Here is a 25,354-nt window from a genome sequence, read left to right on the forward strand (position 1 = left end):
CAAGAATCTCAGAGAACAAGAAAAAACTTAACTTTAGGAGCTGATAAGCCGATAAGAATAGTATGGAAGGATTTTTCATCAATATTGTTTTTTTCGCCTGGCTTATTTCCATGATTCTTCTGGCTATCCGAAGAATCTAGCTCCTCTCCCCCGGCCCGGTTCAGAAAAAAAGTATCAGCTTTTCTTTGAAGCCTTCCCAACAGGAACGTGTCAGGGAAGGGCACCATCTGAATCGGAATTCCTGACGGGTGGCTTGGCTGACTAAATGGCCTGCCTTAGGGAATGGCTCGGATTTGAATCCCATCGACCCGCTCTTGAGCCAACACGTCTGAGATAATCACGACCTTGTCTCCTATTTGAAAATGTTCACGGGTTTTTAAAATCCGAAATGCGGTTTGTAACGTCTTCTCCGGGTCTGAACTAAAGTCGATCCGAAAGGGATAGACGCCTCGATTGAGCGTCATCGTTCGGCGGGATTGACTCCCGTTCGTGAAAGCATAAATGTTCGTGGAAAATGGACGACAATTCGAGACCAAATCCGCCATGATACCCCGTCGGGTGATCACGACAATCCCTTTGGCGTGTAGTCCTTCCGCGAGCTGGACGGCAGCGGTGGCTAATTGTTGTTTGTCTGTCGTCGGCTTTAACTGTTTCGCAAACTGCAAACCTGGAATGGCTTCGGTTTTGATGGAGATTTTTCGCAGATACTCGATGCATTTCAGCGGATATTTTCCGACCGTGGTTTCTCCGGATAACATTACCCCGTCGACCTCCTCATAGATGGCATTGGCCACATCAGTGACCTCGGCACGCGTGGGGATGGGATTATGGATCATCGATTCCAGGAGATGGGTGGCCACAATCACGCGCTTGCCGGATTCCGCGCAGAGTCGCACAATTCTGCGCTGCACATTCGGCAGATCCTCCAGGTTGATTTCTGCTCCCAAATCTCCGCGAGCCACCATAATACCATCCGATTCCCGGATAATATCCTCCAGATTGCGAACCCCTTCCTGATCTTCAATCTTGGCAATAATTTTCACCCTCCCCACTTTATGTCCCATCAATTGTTTCAATTGTTGGATATCCCTCGCCTCCCGAACAAAGGACAGAGCAATGTAATCCACATCAGCGGCTAAACCAAAGGCAATATCCTTTTCGTCCTTTTGCGTAATCGCCGGGAGATTGACGCGGATTCCCGGTAAATTGACATGGCGTTTGCTTTTCAAGACCCCCCCATCAAGGACCCGGCACTGCATGAGGCGATCCTGTTTTTCAAGGACCTCAAAATTGATCAACCCATTGTCCACGGTAATCTTATCGCCGACATTCACGGATTCCATTAAATCGGCATAGTTGATGTGAATAGAGCTTTCTTCCACATCCATCGGCCCCCGCGCAGAAATCGAGACGATAGTGCCTTCCTTGAGATTGAGATCAATCGATAAATCTCCTGTCCGGATTTCTGGGCCTTGGGTATCTAAAAGAATCGGAATAGGAAAGGGAACCTTGGTATTGAGCGTCTTAATGTGTTTGATCACTTTGGCATGGGATTCGTGGGTCCCATGGGACATATTCAACCGCACGATGTTCATGCCGGCATCATACATTTTGCGCAACATCTCATACGATTCGGTCACCGGTCCGATCGTGCAGATGATTTTGGTCTTTTGCATGAATATGTCCCTATCCGTTGTCAATAATCGTCAATTGTGAAAACGATCCCATCATCTTCCAGTTCGTCAGTTGAACCCTATGGCCCCGGTGCCTACTGTGAGAGCGGCATCAAACGCAGGCATCCAAGGAAATGGAGAGGCCAACTCCTGTTTGAAATTGATAGGATTAGAGGTACCCGTGTTGCTGGAGTGCTGTTTGGTGCAGACGATATCCCACCTCCCTGTGGGTTCTCATGAAGTGTAGCCCACTTTAGCGTCAAACTCTAGCAGGGTCGATCACTGACCAGGGTCGGTTGAGGCGGGTTCTCCATACCTGGTGCGTGAAACAAGTGCTCTTTTCCACCAACCGTAAGACCCTTTGGCATAGAATGATCGTATTCGTAGAAGATGAATCAGACTTTCCTGGCGAGGACTTGTGTTGTCGATGAGGTGGGATAAAATTAAGATTAGGGTGATAAATAGCAGATCAAGAATCGCTGAAGGATTGGAAGAGGTGAATAGATGAAAGTGGAAGCCGAGACTCTGGAATTTGTCACAATGAATGGGCTGCTAACCTATGGCGAGGTCATTGCGAGGCGACCGCCGGTAGAGGGAGCAGAGCCTCATCCCGCGTTAGCTTCCTTGGAAGATCGTCCGCAACGGGTGTTAGAGGCCATGGCCGCCCTACGACTTTTTGTCAAGGATGCCCAAAAAGGGTTTGCCAATGCTGCGGCCTACAGAGAGGCAAGACAGACGCTGATTCAGCAGGCCTGCGGTGGAGATGAGTTGGTGTTTTTTGCTGCGTGGAATCAACTGCTCGCTCAGGGCGAGCTTTCTCCATTATTTCGGGCACCTATCGGGGCCACGAATAAACCCATACGACGTCGACCCGTGGCGATCGTTCCGCGCGAGCATATGACGCCCAATCTGGCTGAGGGTCGGATTGTCCTTGATATCGGCGAGGATCGCTATTGGTTGATGCCGAGGGATTTAAGTGCCCGCACACTGTTTTTCACGATGCGGCACGGCGTCTCTCAGATGGATAGTAAGAAGTTCCGTGTGGGGCGACGGTTGAAGAATGTCCTTGACGTCGAGCGGGGCATTCCCAAGGCTGACGCCATCGGAACCGCCCTTGTCCGGACCTTGGGCCTGGTCGGAAAACAACTGGATTTCCTTCAGCTCGATAACTACCTGGATGCGAAATCATTTGTTCATATGGTGAGTCAAAGCCCCAATACCCGACAGCTTTTTGAACGGGTTGTCTCCATCCTGTCTCCCGAAACAGCCGGGACCACCGAGCCCATCACGGAATGGGCATTGGAATCACAAGACTTTGGATGGGCCACCGGTATTGAGAAAACGATTGAAATTGAAGAAGCCGCCAAAGCCTTTGGGGTCGACACGAAAACGGCCCAGCGTCTGATTAAGCATCCGCTCTACAGTTATCCGGGGGGCCATTCCTTCTTTGAACTGTATGTGGAGTTGGTCGATGGGTTCCATCAATTAGGCCAGAGTCATCAGGGAAAAGTGTTGTGTTTATATACGCACAGCTCAACTTTGCGAGCGCTCTTAATTTTTCTCGACCCACGGCCCTTCAATGAAGCCTTTTCCGAATTTGGAGCCTATAAGGAAGGGCAGGATAACGTCGTCCTCCTCACCTATGAGCATGGGCAATTGTCTGGCTACTCCACGGCCGTGGGTCTTTCAGAACGGGAAAAGGCCGTCCGCGAGGCCTGGATGATCGTGGAACAGAGCCGCCGGGAGAAGGTGACGCTGAAGCCAAGGCAAATTCGGCGAATTGTCGCTCTGGTCTCCGGTGGGGATTTTGCCGGTGCCGGTGCGGCATTGAAGGAACTCCGTGTGACCGGGAATCGATTAGGCCTGGAAGTCTATTTCGTACAACACGGATTTCTGGGGTTGGCCAATAATTGGATTGAGTTGGTGACGGAACAGGACACACGTGGCATGAGCAATCATGCCAGCAGCCCGATTGGCAGCAGCCGGTTTGAAGATTTTAAAGATGAGGAGGTCCAACTGGCCGCGATTCATCATCTCAAGCCATATATGAAGGATGGGGCGCTCATCGTGATGGGAGGTGACGGAAGTATGCGTGGGGCTCGCGCCATCTATGAACGGTTCGGTATACAGGTCGTGGGGATTCCCGGTTCGATCGACGACAATATCGCCGGGACCACTTCACTCGGGGTCCAATCGGCTGTCGCCCTGGCCAACCAATCCATTGAGTCGCTGAAAGCAACCAGCGCGGCCATGGGCAGTGTGTTTTTTGTGGAGGTCATGGGAGCAGGATCCGGTCACCTGGCGCTTATGTGTGCCTACCAGGCACGAGCTGAAGGCCTGTTGGTTAATGAACATCCTGATCCGAATGCCTATATCGAAGAGGTGGTTCTGGGCACACTGAAACAGACGTTGGGCGTCCGGAACAAAAGCCATATTATTATCGTGGCCGAACGCACCCCGCACCAGTATCATCCTGAAGGCGGGGTCCATGGCCTGGTCGATTATTTCGGCAGTAGGATTTCCCAATGGACGCATCTGCAAACCCGATCCGGGCACTACCCCCTGTCGGTGGCGACCAAGGCCACCATTCTTGGCCATACCCTGCGAGGAGCTTTTCCCACTCCCGTGGACAAAACCATGGCCCAACTCTTCGCCTACGAGGCCATCCGGCGGTTGATCGAACAACCGGAACAGGTCATCGGCTGCATGTTAGCCTACCGCGATCCCGGAACCATTCAGCCCATTCCTCTGCATGCCGTGGCACCCAAGCCCTTTGATTGGGAATTGTTTGCCCGCATGCACGGAATTGAATTGGTGTAGCGAAAGGGATTGTTCTGTCTGAGAATTCGTCTTTGGGATGTGGAAGCTCGTTTCGACGGAAGGTGATATCACCAATGGCCGGGAACTCGTCTGATGTTCCGGTGCTGACGACCACCGACCATGGAAGCGCTCCTACTGACATTGATGAAAGGATCGGATGGATGGCGAGGGTGCTGACTCTTTTATTCTAAGACGGAAGGCGAAAGGCACCTAGGCGAGTATGTCCGATGCAACGGTGCCCTGCATGGACTCGGGAACCATCTGGCCCATCAGACGCAGACAGGTCGGTGCGACATCCAGCACGGACAACTTGAGAACCCGTCCCTGGCGGGAAATGCCTGGTCCAGCAGCTGCGAAAAATCCACAGAGGTTGTGCCGCGTGTCCCGATTAAAGAACATGTCTTTTTGTTCGAGGATTGTGCGTGGATGTTCGATGCGCCGTTTCGGGTAGGGTGTGGGTGCCCAGTCGAAGAAAATATCCGGCAGGGATTCATGCGGCCCGGTATTGTAGTGATCGACTGTGCGGGCAATATACCCGATTGCAGGCCTGCCGGTTTCCGGATCGATCAGACGCTTCAGGTCCGCTTCGATTCGCTCCAACAGTTGTCGATACTCCTGGCCTGGCTCGACGATGCCCTGCGGCTCCCGACCACGAAGATTGACGCGCAGGAATCCGAGAAAATAGGCCGGGATCGGGAACACAGTCGTTGCTGACCAGTCAGTACCCCCGAGCCATTCCCGGGACAGCATTCGGCCATGAAAAGCGTCCGGCAGCCTGGAGCTGATGGCTTGTTGCCAGGATTGCGGTATGATCCGCCGGGCTAGTCGAGGAATGGCGGGCCATGAGTTCGAATGCTGTTGCATCCGGTGGTAGCCGAGTTGGCGGCAGAAAGCCTGCGTCAGCTCGAGGTTGGGGTAGTCCTCCTGTAACCCCATGTTCGACACGACGACAGCCGTGCTATTCTTGGGTAATTCTTCAAGCAGGGCACCAAATACCCTGTCGATTGCTTGATAGACATCGCGCGTTGCATGCGTCAGACGACCTCCACTGTTCACAGGCATGCTGGATCGATCGGAATACTTCCAGAATTGATGACCGGCAATGTGTGATTCGTGAAACCCGAGGACAACCAGATCAAATCGATCGCGGGACAGCAGATGATGACAGATAGCCGCTTTCTGTTCGATCTGCTTCAACAGGCCCTTGTAGATCTGTACATCCTCATCGAACGTGCTTCCGACTTGTTCTTCCACACCGAGGGGCGATCCGAATCGGGTCTTCAGATCAGCGAACAGCGACGCCGGGACCGAATACCCCGCGAAGCGTGCGTTGTGTGGTGCCCAGTTGGCTACCTGTACGCCGGGCACTCCTGCTGTACAATGCGTTTCCGGTACATCGACGACGGCAACCCGCATTCCTGTATGGGCCAAGTGTCCCCAGAAGGGCACAGCGCTGTCGACCCGCTGGTTGGAGAGTTCCAGCTCATAGGTGCCCGGCTTGAGCGGACGCCAATAGTAGTATCCGTGTTGGGCCCGCGACAGGCCGGAAAACAGGGAGACCCAGATCCCGTTTTCGCTGACAAGCTCGGAGCCAGTGAGTCGGCCTTGCACCCCACCGTCAAGCAATCCCTTAATAGTTGGCAAGTGCCCCTCATCAGCCCATTGCTCGATCAACCCGGCGTCGCCGGCGTCAAATGCGAGGACGACGAGTGGTCCGTGTTCACGTTGCTGGTTCATGCGTAACGTCCCATAGATCACAAGAGGGATAGAATACTCCTATTGAAGAAAGCATTGATGATAACAGCAGCAATCCCAAAAATACTAACGCGAGCGTCGTCCGTCGAAGGATTGAGAATAACGGACGATCTCGACAGGAAGGTATTATGTCTATCGGGATAGGTATGATCGGGTACTCTGGAGTTGCGTCACGGCTTCACCTTCCCGCGCTGAGAGGTCTGCCGGGGGCCCGGGTGACCGCTATCGCCGGCACTACGCGCGAAGCCCTTACTGCAGTCGCCGATCGTTACGCCATTCCCGCCCGATACCACGACTACCGGGATCTAGTACACGATCCAACGGTCGATGCGGTTGCCGTCTGCGTTCCACCGGAACTGCACGAAGTCATCGGGCTGGCAGCTATGGCAGCCAACAAGCACGTGTTCATGGAGAAGCCGATGGCCCTCTCGCTGGAGCAATGCGCCCGTTTGGTGCAAGCGGCTGAATCCTCGCCCGTAACGACCTCGGTCGGTTTCCACCTTCGTTGGCATCGACTGGTTCGTGAGGCGCAGGAGTGGATCGCCGATGGCCGGCTTGGCACTGTCGAATTGCTCCGCACGGTGTTTACCAGTGGTATTCGCTGGCGTGCGAAGCTGCCGGTCTGGCGTACACGCAGACAGGCAGGCGGTGGCGTTCTCATCGAATCGGGCGTTCACTACTATGACCTCTGGCGTTTCCTCACCGGGAGTGAGGTTGATGAGGTACACGTCATGAGCCGCTCCGCCGAACACGATGATGTTACCGCGGTGGTGACCGCGCGTCTGCGGAACGGCATTGTGGCGACTGCGGGTTTTTGCCAGGGCACGGTTGATAATCTGGAGATTGACATCTATGGTTCCGCCGGCCGGTTGCGGATCTCCGGATATGCCCTAGACGGGCTGGTCTTTGATCCGACGGGATACAAGGGGCTAAAAAAAATATGGCGGAAAGCCCGGGCGGTACCTGGTCGATTGCTCCGTGCGGCACGTGCGATTCCTCTGGGGGGGTATTATGCTCACGCTTACCGCGATCAGTGGATTGGCTTTCTGAACGCTATTGAAAGCGGAAAGCCGGCAGGTGCGAGTTTTGCCGATGGTCGGGAGGCAACCCGGGTGGCCCTTGCGGTGACTCAGTCGGCCAGTGCACGCCGACCGGTTTGCATTGCCGATTGTGCCGATGCGATTGCACCAGTCCTGGAGAACGGGAACGAAAACGTCAATTGAATATTAATGGCGGGGACTGGTTTTCGATGTTGTGAGGCGGTTCCTGGTCAGCTGTTCATAGATGGCCACGAAACGATCGAGAAATATGTTCTGGTCGAACGCCTTGAGCGCGAAGCGACGGGCGGCGAGTCCGAGAGATTCGGCGTAATCCCGATTGCTGACAATTTTTAGTAGCGCCATGCCGAGGGTTGCAGGGTCTTCGGGAGGCACGAGGAGTCCTGTCTGTTCATGCTTCACATACTCAGTGAATCCGCCGCTTCCGCTTGCGACGACCGCCGTGCCTCGCATCATCGCTTCAGCCGCTGCATTTCCGAATGCCTCCGCGCCGCGCGAGGGTACGACTTGTACCCAGGCGGCATCGAAACGGCGTTCGATTGTCTCGCGTGGCTGGTGTCCGAGAAAGTCGATTTTCGCGTCAAGCTGTTTTGCGATCTCCCGCAATCGCCGACTCTCCGGTCCCTCCCCGGCAATGATGAGCTGCGTCTGTGGCCGAGACTGGATGACGCGCTTGAAAGCATCGAGCAGGATATCGACTCCCTTCTCGTGCGCCAAGCGACCCGAGAACACGATGGTCGGCGGATCCTCTAACGGAGGGCGCCGTGTACGTGCCACTACGCCGTTGTGGATCACCTCAACGGGGGTGGTGCCGGATATTTCCAGCCATCTGGCGACTGATCGGCTGTTCGCCACGACCACATCAAAGACGCCTTGCCAGTAGCGCCACAGGCGAAGTTGTGTCATCAGGAGCGGCCAGGCAACGAGGGGCACACAACCGTTTTGATAGCAGACGGAGCCGGCTGGTTCATTGCATCCCCTCCCATCGGGCAAGACTCTTGATCCAATCGGACAAACGGTTCGGTACCACCCATCGTGATAGATGGCAGGAATGTCGCGCAACAATGGCAGAATTAATGGCGACAATTGAGAAAGAAATAATCGCACATGCACGACGTCGGGTTTAAATTCTGTCAATGCGCGACGCAGACTGAAGTAGGCAGACGGGTTGCCGCACCAAAGCGCCGCGCGCAAGGGTGAGGCGGTCCCAAAACAGTGGTAGTCGGCCCGATCGCTGCCCCCATTGGTATGGGCGCGGCTAGAAAATAGGCGTACGTCGTGGCCACGTGCCCGCAAACCGTCGCGCAGTGCCAGCGTGACGATTTCGTTTCCGCCTCTCGGTACGCTGTAATCGCTAATCAACAGAATCTTCATATCCTGAGTGAGAACCTGTTCTCCGTGGCTGATCAAATTCTCTGATAGGCCGGCAGTCCGGCTACCACCATTACCGCCCCCAAACCTTCAGGACACCGCCGGCGAATCCAAAGAGCCCGTGGTTGGGGAATCGGAGGCAATAGGTGTATTGCGTTTTGGATTCTTATTTCCATTCGTGTTTATCAAGGAAATTCCTCGGGAGGGTCATGATGGCATGGAAAGCCCCGAGGCGATGGCACCAGAAGTTCCTGATCTACTCAGCCCCTTCCGTTGACCGACTTCCTTCCGGTATGGGCAGGTTAGGTGCATCTTCACAAATTTAAGCCATACTCAATTCAGTACTCATGGGAGTGTTGAATATTAAGTATGTTCAAGAGCAAATTTGCTCAGGATTAGATTACTCATAAAAGGCTCCGGGTCGGTTCAAAAAAGTTCGTCCAGCAAGGCCGCAGCCGTTTTTACGCGCGGAGCGTACGCTTAGTACGTGAGCACGGGAAAATGGCGAGAACGCCGCTGGCGGCTTTTTTCAACAGACCCCTCATGGATGGTTCAATAGTCAGCTTACTGCCCGGAGCTGGAAAGTCAATTCAAATTGACTCCAAGTCTACCATACCCCTGCGAGACGTCTTTCCCACTCCCATGAACGGAACCATGGTCCAATGCTTCGCCTACGAAACTATCCGGCGGTTGATCGAACAACCGGAACAGGTCACCGGCTGCGTGTTAGCCTACTACGATTCCGGGACCATTCAGCCAATCCCTCTGCATGCCGTAGCACCCAAGCCGTTTGATTGGGACGCCGTCCATATCCGTGAACGCGAACTTCAAGAATCAGAGGACGAGGTCATCCTCGACCGAGCCGCCAGAAAAGATCGAATGCTTGTTTCCGCAGCTACCTATTTTGAGACAGTGTTTGTACCCTGCATCACAAGAAAAAACCCACCAGTCATCCTGCTACGTCAACTTGACAGCGAACGCGTGACCGTCAGCTGACATAATCCTGGAGCTTATCAAGGAAGTCGCTGACGCGTTTCAGGAAGAGGCAGTGTCGGTTTTTGATAGGACACGCATTCGTGTGTGCCAACTTATTTATTGACTTCACCACAGAATCAACCGAAGCGTAAATTTCCTTTCAGCGAATTCCAACTCTACGAAGCAAAGGTATGAACTATTTTTTGGAAAAGATGTGGGAGGAATGGTTGGGGAGCAAGGTCCAGAAGGAGTTTGAAACGCATGCGGCCAGCCCGTGGTTTCTGGGATTGGGCTGGCCATATTGAGCGGAAGGGCATGGATGGATGTTTACATCCGGCCACTGCCCCCCATCACGATTGCCGTGAGGTAAACATAACCGGCCGTGACGCCAAGGCTTACAGTCAACCCCAGTATAAATGTGCTCATTGTGTACTCCTTTTTCTGGTTCTCATCCACGCTGGTATGTCTCAAGCTTCCAGGTCTTTGACGACAACCATGTTGTTGATATCGACGAGGAGAGGTACAAATCCTCAAACAATCTCAGGGTATCTATCTACGACATCTTGACCGGATCGTTGGAAGAAGGGTCCTGAGGACGCTTCCCCTTCAGCATCACAATCATGCCAATAATCCCCAAAATAATAGAAAGTATTTCGAAGAGTTCCATGACCTCCTCCTTGTTCTATGTTGACCTGCTAAGGTCAACGAGTATGCCCTGCAAGGGCTATATTCCGTTTACACTTACATAATATCCGGCGGGAAAAAGGGGAGGGTCAGGTTTGTCGAAGATTTTGGAAAGTAAAAATCCAAAAACATCCCAAGATGAGACGAGGGCCGTGATATGAATAAATAATATTGAGCCGTCTGCGTTGACAACCATTCAGCTCACGAATATTGAATGACCCGCATATGTATCGATCAAACCATCCGATAAACATCGGCCTTCTGCCCAGGTATTGTCCTTCCTTGTCAAAGGAGTGCTAATATGAGACTTCTTCGAGTTGTCCTTAACCGGAACTGAAGATGAAGCTTTTCTCTTCTCTCGCCCTTATCATCCTTGCGGTCGTGTTTCCTACTTCGATGTTCGCCGAACCGTATTCGCCATCCTGTGAGATCGTGTTAGATAGGGTTGAAACAGCCAGGAAAGCGCTCCTTCCATTTCGTCGGACCATGGAAATGTTAAGAGCCCATCAAGCCGGCGCCTATGGTGAAGCGGAGGCCTGCGTGACCGGGAGTCGGCGTGGTGGGGACAAATCCGTCAATTGTTCTCAGTCGCGATGGCACAGCCCGAAACCAGATACGTTCGCGTTGGCGGCGATAGACCAATACCGGCAGGAGAGAAAAACGTTTGAAGAATTATTTCAACAGGCCAGGCAGATCTGTCTGCGTGAGCCATAACCACAGCCGAGGGTTGTGAACGTTCTATCGGGAATCAAGGTGTGATGGTCAAATCATTGTATAGTATTAGTCTTACTCTTCTGCTTCTCCTCGTCTGGATGTGTCCTGCCGGCAGTGAACCGTATTCTCCTTCCTGTGGCTTTGCAGTAGAAAAAGTGATTAAGGCTCGAAAGAATCTCAGCGCCTATCAACGGATAGTACAATCAGCCAGGAGCCGGGAGCGCCTAGCCTATGCAGACTTAGCGGTGTGTGCACGAGGTGGAATCTTTAGCGTGGGACGAGCTGTTGCCTGCAACCAAGCCTCCTGGAAGGCTCCAGCTCGAACGAAGGAATTGATTGAAGCCGAAGAAGACTATCGACAGGCAAGACATGAATTCGAGAAGTCCTTTGAATACGCTGAGAACTCCTGCCTCTTGACCCCGTAATATCCCACTGGTCTCTCCTCCTTTCTTCTTACTCTATAGGACAATCAGGCTGTGCAGCATTTTCCCTACCGGAATTGCGCTGAGCTGTCTTTGAAAAAGATGCGCAGCGTGTGTTCCCCACTGGAGATTCCAACTGCATGCTCGACTGATGCCGGCATGACTCCGCCGTAAGGCGAAGGTGATGGTTCGTAGACCGACCTTGTCCTTTAAAAGATGCGAGCGCGTTCGTAGTGAACGAAATGCTGTGGACGTATTACCATCCATCACGTCCTAAGGAATATGCATGCGGCTGTACACCGTGTTTGTGAATGTGTGCGATTGATATTTGTTTCACTGATATTCTTGCCGTTTAAATTAAAAAGTTGTAAGGTTTCAGAACTGCTACTGTTCATTTCAATGTTTTGGGCATCAACCAACTAACACAAGGAGGTATCTGATGGCCGTTCCAAAAAAGCGCGCGTCTTCAAAGGTGAAGTTGGCAGGACGTGGTTCTGCAAAATTAAGTCAGGCAGCGGGAACGATTAAGAAAAAATTACGAGGTGTCAAAATCATTGATTGGCATGAAGTTGGTCAACCGGGGCCCGATGTAATTTTCGGCACCGTCCAGGCGAACATCGGCAACTTCAGGTCTCATGTAGCCACATTGACAAAGTTGAAAGAGTTGCGCGATCTGAACATCCTTATTCACGGCCAACCACCTCGGCCTGAGGTCGTGCAGGTGAATTTCACACTCGGACGAGGATAGATGATTCATGCAGGGACCGGCCGGTAAATATCCCGCATTGCAGGTCCACCCCGGCAGACGCTGTAACCTGCAGTGTCTGCATTGTTATTCGGATTCCGGACCGGATGTCTCCGAACAATTGGATATCGATGCGCTGCGGACAGTCGTGGTTGATGCAGCCACGCTCGGGTACGTGGTCATGTCGGTGTCGGGCGGGGAACCCCTATTGTATTCTGCGCTAGGGGAACTGCTTCGCGTGTCGCATGAGGCGGGATTGGCTACCACGGTTACCACGAACGGCATGTTGCTCGATCAACGCCATCTGGATATCTTACAGGCTGATTGCGATCTCATCGCAATCAGCCTTGATGGCGTAGCCGAATCGCATAATCTCATGCGAAATTCTCCCCGGGCATTCGACGACATGTGCGCGAAACTTGAGGGCTTGCGGGCATCCGGTATTCGATTCGGGTTCATCTTTACCCTCACGTTTCACAACGTCAACGAGTTGGAGTGGGTCGCAGAATTTGCGGTTGAACAAGGCGCCAAATTGTTGCAACTCCATCCGCTCGAACCCGTCGGCCGGGCCGCCTATACCCTTGACGGTTCCTTGCCCGATGCCGAGGAAAATGCGGCAGCCGTCGTCGAAGCCGTTCGGATCCGGGAACAGTACAAAGATGTCATCGATGTACAGATCGATCTCGCCACGATCCCCGCACTGCTCGAGCATCCGACTCGCGTCTTTGTGCGGGAAACGGCGGTGTGTGGCGAGCAGACCGTGGCAGACATCATCGCCCCGTTGGTCATTGAAAGCAGTGGAGTGGTCTCACCTCTCCAGTACGGATTCCCGCGCGCCTGGTCGTGGGGCAATATCAGAAATGCGCGCCTGCCGGAATTGGCTGCGTCGTGGTTGTCTCGCGATTACGCCGCGTTCCTCACCCTATGCAAGTTGGTGTACGAACAGGCGGTCACCAATAAGGATGAACCGGTCCTGAACTGGTATCAACATATCCAAGCCGCGGCCTCACGTTTTTCGCCCCTGCAGATTCGCGACATCATGAACCAGTCCGGTGATACCGGGACTTGTGACCGCCTGCGGACAATGGCCTCGGCTCCTGTCGGTCATTCTTCTCTTTGAAGAGCGCATCTGGTTCGACGACATTCCTCGCCGCCCTCGAGACATTGAGTGGATCATATGATGGTCTATCAGGCAGCAGGTATGGCAGAGCCACCCATTGCCATTGACCCCATGGCTGAGCAGTGGTTTGCGGGTACTCATATGCTGAGGAAGTGGGAAAATTTTTGAAATTTCCCACAGCCCCATGACGAGCCCCCGGTGCATTGAGTTCAGCTCGTTTTGAAGACGGCAACGTCTTGGATGTGAATTTGGTTGATTACCATTAGAAAGGAGTATGTTATGGGACTGCATAATCCGCCTCATCCGGGTCGCTCGATCAAGAGGGACTGCCTTGAAGCCCTCGGATTGACGGTTACGGATGGAGCTAAAATATTGGGGATTACCCGGCATATGTTGTCGAGGATTATCAATGGGCAGGCCGGCGTTTCACCGGAGATGGCCGTGCGCTTGGAAAAGGCTTTTGGCGGAACAGCGCAAAGCTGGTTAGCGCTTCAGCAAGCGTATGAACTCGCCCAGGTAGAACGGGGAAAAATCAAAGTTCGTTCGGTGGCTTCGGTCCGGAAAGAAGCAAGGGTTTAGGGAAATCGTTTTATGGTGTGGAAATGAGATCCAAAACAGGGGAATATGCAAGGGTGCTCTACCTGCAGTGGAGATTACAGCAGTTATTCCAAGAGACCATCACCTACTCTATATCAAAGCTGATGATGGAGAAGCCGGTCTGTTTGACATCACACCCTTTCTGAAGGCAGAAAGCGTTCGCTCCGTTGAAAGATCGAAACACATTCGAGCATATTTACAACGGGGTATTTTATTGAGTGGGACTGTGAAGCCCACCTTTCTGTCGATATGATTCAGGCGCGGTGGAAGCCTCTCACAAGCTAAGACACCTAGTTCCTAACCCTGCTCGCCTCAGTCGCTTTGTTCCTTCGGAACCAACGGAACCAAAGCTCGAGGGGGCAGTGTTTTTATCACCCATCCGCCGATTCCGTCTGCTGCCAATTCCTTCAATCTCTTTCTCTTTCGACGGTTTATTTTCTGGGACTGTTGAATATTGGAAAAATATCGCCGCTTCATCAGCTTAGGAGTCAACGTGGCTCACCAGAGAAAAATAGTGGAGTGTTCAAAAAGGTCCGTCCAGTCCTGTCCTGAGGCTGCTCGAGGGAAAGGCCGCAGCCGCTTGGACGAGCGGAGCGTACGAAGGAGTACGTGAGCACGGCCAAGGGGCGAGAACGCGGCTGGCGGCCTTTTTCAACACTCCCTTTCTCTCGATATTCACCTGGACATTGGTGCCATGAGTGGTCATGTCGAACACCGGTGAGAGTTTACTCAGGGCTTTGAGTTTCTCAATATTCTCCGCATCGGTTTTGACCTTAAAATTGACGCGGATATTCTCGAACCCGCTCCGGACTTTATTTGACAGGCCCAGGAATCCCCTGATATCCAAGTCGCCTTCAAGTTCGGATTCTACCTCCTCAACCTTAATTCCCCTCACGGCCGCATGATACACCAAGGTCGTCGTCAGGCACCCTGCCAACGCATGTAACAGGTGATCAACAGGATTCGCACCGGTATCGTGCCCGGCCAGAATAGGGGGTTCATCCGCTTTCAAGGTGAATGGGTTATCGTGAGGAATTTCCTGCTTGGCCGCATAAAAGCTCGAGACCTTCGATTGGTTTTGTCCACACGTACTCCAGGTGTTTTTGATGCGAAACTTGCATTCACCCAGTTTGGGATCACTCTCGACGTTTTTCACCAGCTCGTTCACCGCTGTGACATTGACACCGTTAATGGTTTGGGCTTCAGTCATGGCCATGCATCTCCATAAATTAGTCAAAAACTGTGATGAATAATTGGTCTATCTGTGCTCAACTGCACAGAGACTGTCTTGATGCCGCGATATCTTTTCTCAATAGTGTTGAGGACAATCCTAACTCTTTCCAATTTGAAAGGGTATAGCCCCCCAAACAAAACCTTCCTATCCGTTTTCGGGCAAAAAGGTTTCAGAGGAAGTGGGGTCATCCATTAGAAGGCCCCGGTTACGTGGTTCCAAGTGTTCTGTCACTCGGAATTTCACTATTCCTGCTTCTCCTGACGCCTACAAGTGCATCCGCCGCACGACATTCGAGTTTTCGCGTGTTGCGGCATCGACTCAGTTGCCCCGCTTTTTCTGTGACATTTTCCCGGAATCCCGGATCTGCTTTCCTTTGGGTCCCGTATTTTGTAGGGTTCGTCGAAATTTGTCCGCCATTCTCCTCATGGAAAAAATTTTATAATTTGGACATCTGATAAACGGAATAATGATATGGGGAATTTCATATCATCTTTATTGAAGGGAATAGGCTTCTTTTTAGGAGTTGTGTTACTCATTTTAGGTGGTTGGGTTGGGTTGGAAAATTGGCAGGCTCCAGGAAACATTAATTTACCAATAACGGCGTTCTCGGTAGTGGCTATTCTGGTGGGTTCAATATTTCTGTGGTTGGCCTTGAAAAAGCGTCAAAAGGAATAGTGCGATCATCTGCGGCCATATTCTTTTGGGATTTGCAAAAACGGTGATGTTGTCCTCATCGGTATTGACCTTAAACTTGACGCAAATATTCTCGAGCCCGCTCCTGACCGTATTTGAGAGGCGAAGGAATCCTATGATATCCAAGTCGCACTCAAGTTCCGATTTCAGTGCGTTAATTTTAATTCCCCTCACGGCCGCATGGTACATCAAGGTCGTCGTCAGGCATCCCGCCAATGCAAGTAAGTGTGGAGGGGAAGCCTAACTCTTTCCGATTTAAAAGGGTCTGGCCCCAAAAAAACCTCCCCACCCTTTTCCGGGCAGGGATGTTTCGGTATAGAAGCGGAGTTTCGAAGGGATGCGCAAGCGGATCAAAGTCGTGCCGATAGAATCCCCCAAGAGGTCAGCAAGAAAAACCTCTGCAGCGTGAAGGAAGCAGCATGGGGCATTTCGCACAAAAAAAGTCTTTCGAAGGAGTGACCCACGAAAGACTCTGCACCCCGGCATTCACGTTGGAATGCCAATGCCTCGATTGGTAGGGAATTTTTGGAGCGACTATCTACCCCTCGGGAAAATAAGAAATCAGTACCTCACTGGTTGCTAGGCAATACAAAGAAGTGCGTATGCCCTCGATCAGCGCGAACAGTGTCCTTGCGAATAGTGCTCCAACTGTTGCCAGGGCTGACAGGAGGGACTCGGAAAATTCAAGATGCGGTGGCCGAACCATGGGGCGAGAGAGGGGGAGAGCACACGTGTGGATCCAAGATCTGATCATTTTTTCGACGAAATTATCTCATACCAAGAGATTCAACCTTAAATTTTATTCTTTATTCCTTCGGTGTTAAAATTCCAGCGAATCATTAGTTGAAAGTTAGGAAGGTGATTACTGGAGGAATGGACTTTTGGGATGGTACGAGGCATTTAAAAATATTGCCACAGTTGCCGACCGATTGAGGGACGCAGAATTAAAGCAGAAGTTGGCTGACGTTCAGTTTGGAATGCGCAAAGCTTGTGAAGGAAAATTCTCAACTTCGTCAAGAATTAGTCGATTTGCACGAACGGGTTAATACACGGCAGGAAATGCGATTCCAGGAAAATATGTATTGGCTACCGATCCGACCAGAAAAGCGTGAAGGTCCATTCTGGCCAAAATGTTTGGATGGGAAAAACTAAACTGCGCGAATCAGTGAACGCTCTGATGACATGTTTTGGCGATGTTCTGGCTGTGGGTACGCTAGTAAGAAAACAGACTATACGAGTGGACTATCAGGTCGAGCAGAGATTGACTTTGATCCATTGGCTGACTAGCAACTCCGCTTTCTGTGAACTACTTACCTAAATCAAATATTTATGTAAACGTGAATTCAACTTGTAAGTTCAACGCTTTTTAAAAGGCAATAAGGTTTTATATTTCAATGTCTTCGGTTACTGGGAAAACATAGGGAGAGAATATGCTCGTGAGAACAGTCCTATACAACCCAGCCCCTCGAAACCCCTCAAAATTTAAGAACAACCTGTTACCCAAAACCATAAACTCCTTGTTGCACTTACAAGTTGAATCCAAGAAAGCTAGTTTGGTAATTGCGGCTAAGATTAAGGACAAGTATTGCAATGGCCCTATCTCCTGACTTTATCACGACCCTCACCAATGGACTTACTGAGTATTATGATCAATCCGAATTGGAAAGAATATGTAAAAGGTATGCGGTCAGTTTTAGTGCCGATTTTGACCAGCTTGATATACTTGCAGAAAGCCTCATTGTGGGTATTGATAATGGAAGAAATCGAAACCTCCTTAAGGTGTTAGTACAAGACCTTTGTTTGCGTTCGTCTAGAGCGGTCGCGAGAACTGACTGGGAAAGACGAGATTATCACAGTGTGCAATTTGAACATTTGGGGAAACTAGCAAAAGAACTCGAAGCACAACACGATTCAATACCCACAGAGGTATCAGTTGCTGCGGGGAAGCCTTTTGCTGCAAAAACGGAGGTTCGTGAGTTACTAGCTAGTGCCACTACCAGAGTGACTGTGGTTGATAATTACGTGGACCATAAAACATTGGACTGTTTTCGTGATACCGCACAACCTATCAGGCTACTAACAGGAACTCGCAAAGAGGCAATAAAGAGTGGGTTCGATAGTATCTTACAGGATTTTCGAAATGAGGGATACAGTATAGAAATTCGTCGACACCCTGAACTTCACGATCGCCATATTTTATTCAACGATCGCTGTTGGATGGTTGGTTCTTCTCTGAAAGATGCTGGCAAAAAACCATTTAATTTAATTGAAGTGATTAATGTGCGGGCGGAAATAGAAGCGGATGTGGAAAGGAAATGGCAAGAGGGAGAGGAGTACCCTGGATTTTAGCCTATGAATCTGCTGTACATTAAATATGATAATTTTCAAAAATTTGACGTACTCCTGAGTGAAGCAATAGCAACAGAGTACAGCATTCGATATGCGGTTTTAGAAATGAACCCAGGTAAGGGAGCATCTATAAACAGGCTCCGCCAAGCAGGTGCACCCCCTCCTTCAGTTAGTGCTTCACAAATTCCAGCTATCTTCTCTAATCCGCTCCTCCACAAATGCCACGATTTCCAGCTGGGTCTTCATTGGATTCAGTGTTGCCGTCTTAGCCTGAGGCGCACCAGGCAACCATCTTTCTATTTTTAGCCGCAAAATTTCAGATGATAGATATCGTATCATAACGGAAGTGAGAAGAAGTTCAGGGCCATCTTCGGTAAAATTAATTTGCCATGAAGAAACAAAAAGGAAAGAGTTTTGCTGAACGAACCAGCAAGAATTTTGAAGATTTTGCCTATATCATCAGCGAGATCAACCGCATCAATATAGGTCTGTCCAAACATCAGCGGGATGTATTTTCTAACAGAACAGAATTTCTTTACTGCTTGTCAAATCCAGAGGGCACTGGAATTACCTTTATAGGACAAAAAGCAGACAAGAGGTTTTATGAGATCGCCAAACGTGCGCACCGCGATCCCCAATTATCCTCAAGGGCAACCGCAAGTATATTGTGCAAAACGATTACGCATAATTTTCAGGAGGAAATCCTCAGAAAAAAGAACAAACTTACACAAGCCTTGGCTGACAGAATGATTTCTCGTGCTGTGAGGCATGTGAAAACGAATAAGTTAAAAACAATAAAATACTTTTGGCCTTGCGTACTTCCAGATGACTCAGCAACTGATCAGTTTTGTATCGGTCCTGTCATTTTCACCAGAACTGTTCAGCTTCTCGAGAAGAAAAAGAAGCAATTTATGGAATATACCGACCGTGTTGAGAAGCGATATCTCGATAACCAGATTGACCGTAAGGAAATCTTAACTCCCTCGGAAATAGAAAAGACCGAAAAGGATATTCGCAAATTCTCCAAAACATTCGTAAAAGATTTGCGTAAATATTATCAGCAATTTCCTTGGATTGCCGAGATAGAAATTTTTAAGTTTGAAGAAGAAAAATCAACGGAAATAACCAACTTAGGTTTTAATACGGCTTTGAATATTCTTAGATTGTTTTTCCCCTATCCGTCTGCCAGAGAAATCGGCCAGGGCTCAAACCGCCGAGGTGACCTCAAAACTGTCATGCTAACGGAAGAAAATGGAGAACTCCATATTTCTTTACAGGGACGGTTTGAATGCGGAGAAGAAAAAGGCTGGGTTCAAAAATTAACTAGCGGTGAAGGAGGCCGCTGGATTTCTACAGCAGGGAGTCTAATTCCGCACCTTTATTCAGGAGGCTCTATCCCTCTCCTATATCAACGGTTTATTAACGCTCTATGGTGGTATGGAGAGGCTTTGGTACAGGAGGATGTTCCTTGTTTGAAAGTCATATCTTTGACCAATTCTCTGGAAGCCTTTTTAGGAACAACAGAAGGCGATCCCCAAAAATTAATTTGCTCGCAGATCTCAAAACGAGCGGCTCTTTTACTATCAATTCATAATAAGAATGAAAATTGGGAAAAGAGGATTAGAGAATTATATGGAATGAGGTCAGCCTTGGTACACGGCCGAATCCCTGCGTTTGACCAAAGAGTTCTTAAACAAATCGGATGGGGGACTAGAATCGCTCACGGGTCATTGATGGAAGGACTGTCTTGGACATTATATCTCGCCCAAAACACCCCTCCGAAAACAATTCAGGAAATTGACGATCGCTTCGAAATAGATCTGCCACTTTTTGTAAGAGGCAATTTCTCGGCGAATAGCCCATAGAAAATGTTGTAGGTTGCGGGAAGAAATGTTTGGCAGCGATGACAATGTCACAGGGTTCCCCAGCAAGACCATTTCCCAAAGATCCTGATACCGAAAATTTTGCCATTTCTTCGAGGGACAGATTTCTTATCAGTATTCACACACCCTGGAATGACCAATCTTACATATTCATTCGAGGCGAGGGATAAAAATGGTATGATCAACCGAGATGGTTTCGAAGGAATTGGGAGTATGATAATCCGAACTAACATTTCGGAATTTGTGGGTCACTAGCCATTGTGGTTGCTTTCCCGCAGTAGCCGGGTGTTTCGGTATTGATTTCCCCCGTCAGGTAATCCCCATTATCTTGACAATACCGTGCCATGTGTGAGGTTCTGTATTGCCGGGTATCGCCCCGGCGGTCGAGCCACTTTTGTTTCGGCAAAAGTGGCCAAAACCATTGACGCCCCGTCTGGCTTCAAGATTTCGGATGAACATCAGCCTGAGGAGGGCGGACCAAATCGCTCCGCTCAAACAAGGCCCGCCTGGGGATGAGAGCGTTCCTCCTTTGGGCCAGACGGCAGGCGTCGGAGCAGGGGAGATAAATCTTTCAAAGACATACATGAAAGCACAAGGCCCTTTATATTTAATATGATCCAAAAAATATCAGAGAATAAAACAGCATGGATATTTGCCGTTGCCGTGATGGTGCTGGGTGCAATGTTTGCCGGATGCACAGGCGGGAGCGGGCAGGATGACGTTCTGGAAATTAAGTTCTGGGCTATGGGCCGTGAAGGGGAAATTGTTCCGGAGGTGCTCAAAGAGTTTGAACGCGAGAATCCGGGGGTTCGCGTTATTGTCCAGCAGATTCCCTGGACCTCGGCCCATGAAAAACTGCTGACGGCCTTTGCCGGAGACGCTCTGCCTGATGTTGCCCAGATGGGCAATACCTGGATAGCGGAGTTTGCGGCGCTTGATGCTGTTGCGGGGCTGAACGAGATGACAGGTGCTTCTTCGGTGATTAGGGAAGAGGATTATTTCCCGGGAATCTGGGCGACGAACGTCGTCGGCGATTCACTGTACGGGGTGCCCTGGTATGTGGATACGCGGCTGCTCTTTTTCCGGCAGGATATTCTCAGGGCCGCCGGTATTGTTCGCCCTCCACGTGACTGGGCTGAATGGATGCAGGCCGCGACAGCCGTGAAGCAACATGTTGGAAAAGACAACTTTGCCTTTTACGTGCCACTGAATGAATATGAGATGCAGGTGTCTCTTGTTCTTCAACAAGGGGTGCCGTTGCTGCGGGATGGGAATCGGTATGGCAATTTTTCCAGCCCTGAGCTGGTGGCCGCCCTTGATTTTTATCTCGACTTTTTCCGCAAGGGGCTGGCACCGCCTTCCAGTGAAACCGACATAGCCAATGTGTGGGATGAGTTTGCACGCGGCCACTTTACCTTCTATCTGACCGGGCCGTGGAATATTGGTGAATTCCGCCGCCGGTTGCCTGCCGATCTGCAGGATGACTGGATGACGTCCATTCTGCCGGGGCCTTCGGGTCCGGGTGCCTCGACAGCGGGCGGTTCCAGCCTGGTGGTGTTTAAACATTCAGAACATAAAGATGCAGCATTCCGGCTGGTGGAATTTCTGTCCCGTCCCGAAATTCAGCAGCAGTTTTACGAGATCAGCGGGAATCTACCGCCGCGTCGGTCAAGCTGGCGCGGAGAGCGGCTTGAATCGGATCCGTATCTCGTGGCTTTCAGGGAACAGCTTGAGCGTGCGCTGCCGGCACCGAAAATCCCTGAGTGGGAACGTATTGTGCAGGAATTGCGCACGGTGACAGAGCGTGCGGTGCATGAGAAATGGACGGCGGCCGAGGCGGCGCGTGAACTGGATAGCCGGATCGATCGCATTTTGGAGAAACGTCGTTGGATGCTGGCGCGGGATGGGGGAGAGGGGGCGTGAAGTTGTCTGTGGCAGGCTGGGTGTTTGCCGGGTTTCGCCCCGGCAGGCGAGGACCTTTTGTTTCGGCAAAAGGTCCTAAAACCATTGACGCCCCGTCTGGCTTCAAAAGAGGGGCGGGACGCAAATTTGCGGAGGGCGGCCCAACTCGCCGGGCTCAAACAAGGTCCGCCAGGGGTTGAGAGCGTCCCTCCCTTGGGCCAGCCGGCAGGCGTCAGGAGGCGGCGAAGGGGGCACGCGGATAAAGAAGCCTTTGGGAATTCATTGGAATCACAATTGGAAAAATGCGTTGTAATGAGACCGCATTGCACTGGTGGCTGGAAATTTCGTTGCGACGTGGTTTTCTATGTTGTTGGGTTTCGTCCCGGGTGGCGAGGTCCTTTTGTTTCGGCAAAAGGACCCAAAACCAGGTTGGCCGTGGTGTGGCCCTTCGGGTTCCCTGCGCGGTTCGCCGACTCCGGCGTCGCGCAAACTCGCTATGCTCAAACAATGCGCGACTTTTCTCCGGTGTCGGCTGCACTGCTCGGCCACACCACAAGGCCAGGAGAGACTGCCTAAACTATGTACCCTTTAATTAAAGTGTCCCAGCTCGCGGAGCCTGCCCTGAGTTTTCGAAGGGCTCAAACAAAGTCCGCCGGTTCATGAGGGCGTCCGACCCAAGGACCGGCCGGCAGGCGTCTGTCAACGGGGAGACGGCACACAAACAAAGAAGACTTTGAACATTAATTTGAGTCACTCTAGATGCATCCCTTCGCGCATAATTGTCCAGGACCGATTGTTGGTTTACAATGACGGAAAGCAAAAATAACTTATGAAATTCACGAATCATCGTCAATCCACGCCACATGGATGGAGTGCCATGTATTCGGAGCCTTCGGATTCCCGTGGCCACTATTATGGCGATGATGGCAGACGGTATGAGCACAGAAGAGATGTTGAAGGCCTATCTTCATCTGGGCTCGGGGGATGTCCGCGAAGCCTTGAAGCATGCGGCTGAGGCGGTCCGCGAGCGAGAGTTGCCGCTCACTGCCCAAACGTGAGGTTTCTTGTTGATAACGCGCTATCTCCGCTCCTGGCCACATTCTAGAGCTAGAAACTAAGCTCCATATCGAAAGGGCGACTCCGGTCACGCCACCAGTTAGCTTCGGTAATACGGAAGCATGAAGGAAAATGAACACAGATGGAATAACCCAGTCTGCGAAGGGTGATACGCATAGAAGAGAGAGTTACACCCATGCCCACTATTTCCATGTTTTACGGCATCCTTATCCGAATGTTTTTCTATGATACGGAAAGACACCACGTGCCGCACATTCATGCTGAATATCAGGGCCAGGTTGCTGTATATTCAATTCCTGATGGTACGGTTTTAGCTGGCGAGCTTCCTCCTAAAAAACACAAGTTAGTCGTGGCATGGATTGAAATACACCATGAAGATTTACTAGCCGATTGGGAACTGGCGGTGGTAGGCAAGAAACCCTTTCCTATTCGAGGGCTTGATCAGTGAAAATTACTGAAGTTATTCCAAAAGACGATCACCTCCTATACATCAAGGCTGATGATGGGCAAGCCGGTCTCTTGGACATCACCCCCTATCTGGAATCAGAGGCATTCGCTCCGTTGAAAGATCGAAACACATTTGAGCAAATTCACAACGGGGGATATTATGTTGAGTGGGACTGTGGAGCCGACCTTTCTGCCGATACGATTCAGGCGCGATGGAAACCGCTCACAAGCGAAGACACTTAATATCCAAGGGCTGCCACCTGGCCCACCTCAGACGCCTGGCTCCTACGGAAGAATTCTTCTTTGATGTAATTTCGGTGGACATGAACTTTAGGACATTGCTGGCCTCGTCACGAAAAAATACTTTAAGGAGTGGTCGCGGTTTTTGAGGAGTCACACACTCGTGTGCGTCGATTGTTCATTGCTCTTGCAATAGAATTGACTGAAGCTTGAGTTCTATTCTTCCCCCGATAGTCCTCTGAATTTCCAGACATCATTTTCCATTCAATATTTTGGCAAATAGTGGAATCCTCTCTCTATAGAGCGTGGGAAGGAAGAGCAGGGGCGTGAAATCGTCTGTGGCAGGCTGGCTGTTTGCCGGGCCGGCATTGGCAATCATTGCCGTCTTTTTCTTTCTGCCGGTGCTGGCGGCCTTGGCTCTCAGTCTGACGGATTTTGATATTTATGCCCTGGCCGACCTGTCCAACCTGCGATTCGTGGGATTCCAAAATTATATTGAACTGTTGCAACGGCCGCTGTTCTGGCAGGCCCTGGGTAATACGCTGTATTTCGTGCTGGTCGGTGCGCCTCTCTCTGTTTTGGTGTCATTGTCCGGGGCACTGTTGCTGAACGGGCAGATGGTACGGTTTAAAGGATTCTTCAGGACGGCCCTGTTTGCGCCGGTGGTGACGACGATTGTGGCGGTGGCAGTGATCTGGCGCTACCTTCTGCATACCCGTTATGGCTTGATCAATTATTCCCTCGATTGGTTGGGTCTTCCCGTTGTGGACTGGCTGGGGGATCCGCATTTTTCCATGCCATCCATCATTCTTTTCGCGGTCTGGAAAAACTTCGGCTACAATATGATCATTCTTCTGGCGGGCCTCCAGGCGATACCCGGCGATTTGTATGAGGCTGCACGGATTGACGGGGCCAATGCCCTTCAGCGTTTTTTTCATGTCACCTTGCCTTCCCTCGTTCCTTCACTGTTTCTCGTCGGGGTGCTGACCATGGCCGGGTACTTCCAGCTTTTTGCCGAACCTTATGTGATGACACAGGGCGGACCCGTCCAGAGTACGCTCAGCATTATTTATCTGATGTATGAAGAAGGTTTTAAATGGTGGAGCCTTGGTTCGGCATCCGCCGTGGCCTTTATTCTTTTTGTGTTTATGATTGTGGCGGCAATTGGCCAGCTTGTGGTGATGCGACGGTATGGGAGTGGAGTGTAGGCCTGGTTCATATGGAATGTGGGGGTGTGGGTTTACAGGTTTAATGATGTCTAGCGAGAATCCAATTTGGGCATGGCCAGAAAAAACGATGGCTGGTTCGCACTTCGACCTTGTGCAATTAACTTTCATATCAAGATGGTTTTCTGTGTTGCCGGGTTTCGCCCCGGCTGGCGAGGTCCTTTTGTTTCGGCAAAAGGACCCAAAACCATTGACGCCCCGTCCGGGCACATTAAGATGGGTCGGACGCAAGACTGCGGAGGGCGGCCTAACTCGCCGGGCTCAAACAAAGTCCGCCAGGAGATGAGAGCGTCCGACCCAGGGACCGGACGGCAGGCGTCAGTCATCGGTGAGGAGGGCATATGGATAACGATGGCTTTGGAGATTCAT

22 protein-coding genes are annotated in these 25,354 nt (G+C 51.0%); 17 read left to right on the forward strand and 5 right to left on the reverse strand.

Annotation, left to right across the window (positions count from 1 at the left end):
* Nucleotides 1-8 precede the first annotated feature (8 nt).
* Nucleotides 9-227: a hypothetical protein gene (locus ACTRXD_RS07735; protein ID WP_442431253.1), complete on the reverse strand. Its 219-nt coding sequence runs from the start codon at nucleotides 225-227 to the stop codon at nucleotides 9-11.
* A 48-nt stretch (nucleotides 228-275) separates the two neighbouring features.
* Complete coding sequence (gene pyk / locus ACTRXD_RS07740; RefSeq protein WP_442431254.1) at nucleotides 276-1,700, reverse strand: pyruvate kinase; 1,425 nt, start codon at nucleotides 1,698-1,700, stop codon at nucleotides 276-278.
* Nucleotides 1,701-2,177: 477 nt separating this feature from the next.
* On the opposite strand from pyk, the gene ACTRXD_RS07745 reads away from it, so the two are divergent.
* The gene (locus ACTRXD_RS07745; protein ID WP_442431255.1) at nucleotides 2,178-4,493 is read left to right on the forward strand and encodes a 6-phosphofructokinase; all 2,316 of its coding nucleotides are present in this window, start codon (nucleotides 2,178-2,180) and stop codon (nucleotides 4,491-4,493) included.
* A 210-nt stretch (nucleotides 4,494-4,703) separates the two neighbouring features.
* Here the strand turns inward: ACTRXD_RS07745 and ACTRXD_RS07750 are convergent, their stop codons facing one another.
* Entirely contained in the window at nucleotides 4,704-6,230 is a 1,527-nt protein-coding gene (locus ACTRXD_RS07750; protein ID WP_442431256.1) for an alkaline phosphatase family protein, read from the reverse strand.
* Nucleotides 6,231-6,376: 146 nt separating this feature from the next.
* Here ACTRXD_RS07750 and ACTRXD_RS07755 point away from each other — a divergent pair, with 146 nt between their 5' ends.
* The gene (locus tag ACTRXD_RS07755; RefSeq protein WP_442431257.1) at nucleotides 6,377-7,471 is read left to right on the forward strand and encodes a Gfo/Idh/MocA family protein; all 1,095 of its coding nucleotides are present in this window, start codon (nucleotides 6,377-6,379) and stop codon (nucleotides 7,469-7,471) included.
* Nucleotides 7,472-7,474: 3 nt separating this feature from the next.
* Here ACTRXD_RS07755 and ACTRXD_RS07760 read toward each other — a convergent pair whose 3' ends face one another.
* Nucleotides 7,475-8,680: a glycosyltransferase family 4 protein gene (locus tag ACTRXD_RS07760; RefSeq protein WP_442431258.1), complete on the reverse strand. Its 1,206-nt coding sequence runs from the start codon at nucleotides 8,678-8,680 to the stop codon at nucleotides 7,475-7,477.
* 651 nt (nucleotides 8,681-9,331) lie between these two features.
* Between ACTRXD_RS07760 and ACTRXD_RS07765 the strand changes: the two genes are divergently transcribed.
* The 6 genes from ACTRXD_RS07765 to ACTRXD_RS07790 all read left to right on the forward strand — a co-directional run bounded on the left by ACTRXD_RS07765 (nucleotide 9,332) and on the right by ACTRXD_RS07790 (nucleotide 13,916).
* Complete coding sequence (locus ACTRXD_RS07765) at nucleotides 9,332-9,673, forward strand: DUF5615 family PIN-like protein (RefSeq protein ID WP_442431259.1); 342 nt, start codon at nucleotides 9,332-9,334, stop codon at nucleotides 9,671-9,673.
* A gap of 1,002 nt (nucleotides 9,674-10,675) precedes the next feature.
* Nucleotides 10,676-11,050: a hypothetical protein gene (locus ACTRXD_RS07770; protein WP_442431260.1), complete on the forward strand. Its 375-nt coding sequence runs from the start codon at nucleotides 10,676-10,678 to the stop codon at nucleotides 11,048-11,050.
* 41 nt (nucleotides 11,051-11,091) lie between these two features.
* The gene (locus ACTRXD_RS07775; RefSeq protein ID WP_442431261.1) at nucleotides 11,092-11,475 is read left to right on the forward strand and encodes a hypothetical protein; all 384 of its coding nucleotides are present in this window, start codon (nucleotides 11,092-11,094) and stop codon (nucleotides 11,473-11,475) included.
* A 436-nt stretch (nucleotides 11,476-11,911) separates the two neighbouring features.
* Nucleotides 11,912-12,220 carry a hypothetical protein gene (locus ACTRXD_RS07780; RefSeq protein WP_442431262.1) on the forward strand — a complete coding sequence of 103 codons (309 nt, stop codon included), beginning with the start codon at nucleotides 11,912-11,914 and terminating at the stop codon, nucleotides 12,218-12,220.
* 7 nt (nucleotides 12,221-12,227) lie between these two features.
* Complete coding sequence (locus tag ACTRXD_RS07785; RefSeq protein WP_442431263.1) at nucleotides 12,228-13,337, forward strand: radical SAM protein; 1,110 nt, start codon at nucleotides 12,228-12,230, stop codon at nucleotides 13,335-13,337.
* A gap of 279 nt (nucleotides 13,338-13,616) precedes the next feature.
* On the forward strand, nucleotides 13,617-13,916 hold the full coding sequence (locus tag ACTRXD_RS07790; protein ID WP_442431264.1) for a HigA family addiction module antitoxin: 300 nt from the start codon (nucleotides 13,617-13,619) through the stop codon (nucleotides 13,914-13,916).
* A gap of 541 nt (nucleotides 13,917-14,457) precedes the next feature.
* On the opposite strand, the gene ACTRXD_RS07795 is transcribed toward ACTRXD_RS07790, so the two are convergent.
* Nucleotides 14,458-15,144 carry an OsmC family protein gene (locus tag ACTRXD_RS07795; protein ID WP_442431265.1) on the reverse strand — a complete coding sequence of 229 codons (687 nt, stop codon included), beginning with the start codon at nucleotides 15,142-15,144 and terminating at the stop codon, nucleotides 14,458-14,460.
* 495 nt (nucleotides 15,145-15,639) lie between these two features.
* Here ACTRXD_RS07795 and ACTRXD_RS07800 point away from each other — a divergent pair, with 495 nt between their 5' ends.
* The 9 genes from ACTRXD_RS07800 to ACTRXD_RS07840 all read left to right on the forward strand — a co-directional run bounded on the left by ACTRXD_RS07800 (nucleotide 15,640) and on the right by ACTRXD_RS07840 (nucleotide 24,967).
* A complete protein-coding gene (locus ACTRXD_RS07800; protein ID WP_442431266.1) occupies nucleotides 15,640-15,843 on the forward strand; it encodes a hypothetical protein in 204 nt (67 codons plus the stop codon).
* 1,608 nt (nucleotides 15,844-17,451) lie between these two features.
* Nucleotides 17,452-18,210, forward strand: a complete 759-nt coding sequence (locus ACTRXD_RS07805; protein ID WP_442431267.1) for a hypothetical protein — start codon at nucleotides 17,452-17,454, stop codon at nucleotides 18,208-18,210.
* 389 nt (nucleotides 18,211-18,599) lie between these two features.
* The gene (locus ACTRXD_RS07810; RefSeq protein ID WP_442431268.1) at nucleotides 18,600-20,075 is read left to right on the forward strand and encodes a hypothetical protein; all 1,476 of its coding nucleotides are present in this window, start codon (nucleotides 18,600-18,602) and stop codon (nucleotides 20,073-20,075) included.
* 630 nt (nucleotides 20,076-20,705) lie between these two features.
* On the forward strand, nucleotides 20,706-22,016 hold the full coding sequence (locus ACTRXD_RS07815; RefSeq protein ID WP_442431269.1) for a sugar ABC transporter substrate-binding protein: 1,311 nt from the start codon (nucleotides 20,706-20,708) through the stop codon (nucleotides 22,014-22,016).
* A 291-nt stretch (nucleotides 22,017-22,307) separates the two neighbouring features.
* The gene (locus tag ACTRXD_RS07820; protein WP_442431270.1) at nucleotides 22,308-22,571 is read left to right on the forward strand and encodes a hypothetical protein; all 264 of its coding nucleotides are present in this window, start codon (nucleotides 22,308-22,310) and stop codon (nucleotides 22,569-22,571) included.
* A gap of 269 nt (nucleotides 22,572-22,840) precedes the next feature.
* Complete coding sequence (locus ACTRXD_RS07825; RefSeq protein ID WP_442431405.1) at nucleotides 22,841-23,053, forward strand: DUF433 domain-containing protein; 213 nt, start codon at nucleotides 22,841-22,843, stop codon at nucleotides 23,051-23,053.
* A 194-nt stretch (nucleotides 23,054-23,247) separates the two neighbouring features.
* Nucleotides 23,248-23,520 carry a DUF4160 domain-containing protein gene (locus ACTRXD_RS07830; protein ID WP_312646526.1) on the forward strand — a complete coding sequence of 91 codons (273 nt, stop codon included), beginning with the start codon at nucleotides 23,248-23,250 and terminating at the stop codon, nucleotides 23,518-23,520.
* A complete protein-coding gene (locus ACTRXD_RS07835; RefSeq protein WP_442431271.1) occupies nucleotides 23,517-23,762 on the forward strand; it encodes a DUF2442 domain-containing protein in 246 nt (81 codons plus the stop codon). Before ACTRXD_RS07830 ends, ACTRXD_RS07835 begins: the two co-directional genes overlap by 4 nt.
* A gap of 323 nt (nucleotides 23,763-24,085) precedes the next feature.
* Entirely contained in the window at nucleotides 24,086-24,967 is an 882-nt protein-coding gene (locus ACTRXD_RS07840) for a carbohydrate ABC transporter permease (RefSeq protein ID WP_442431272.1), read from the forward strand.
* Nucleotides 24,968-25,354 lie beyond the last annotated feature (387 nt).

Origin of the sequence: Nitrospira sp. T9 (genome assembly GCF_052156535.1) — a bacterium.
In the GTDB taxonomy this organism is placed as follows: domain Bacteria; phylum Nitrospirota; class Nitrospiria; order Nitrospirales; family UBA8639; genus Nitrospira_E.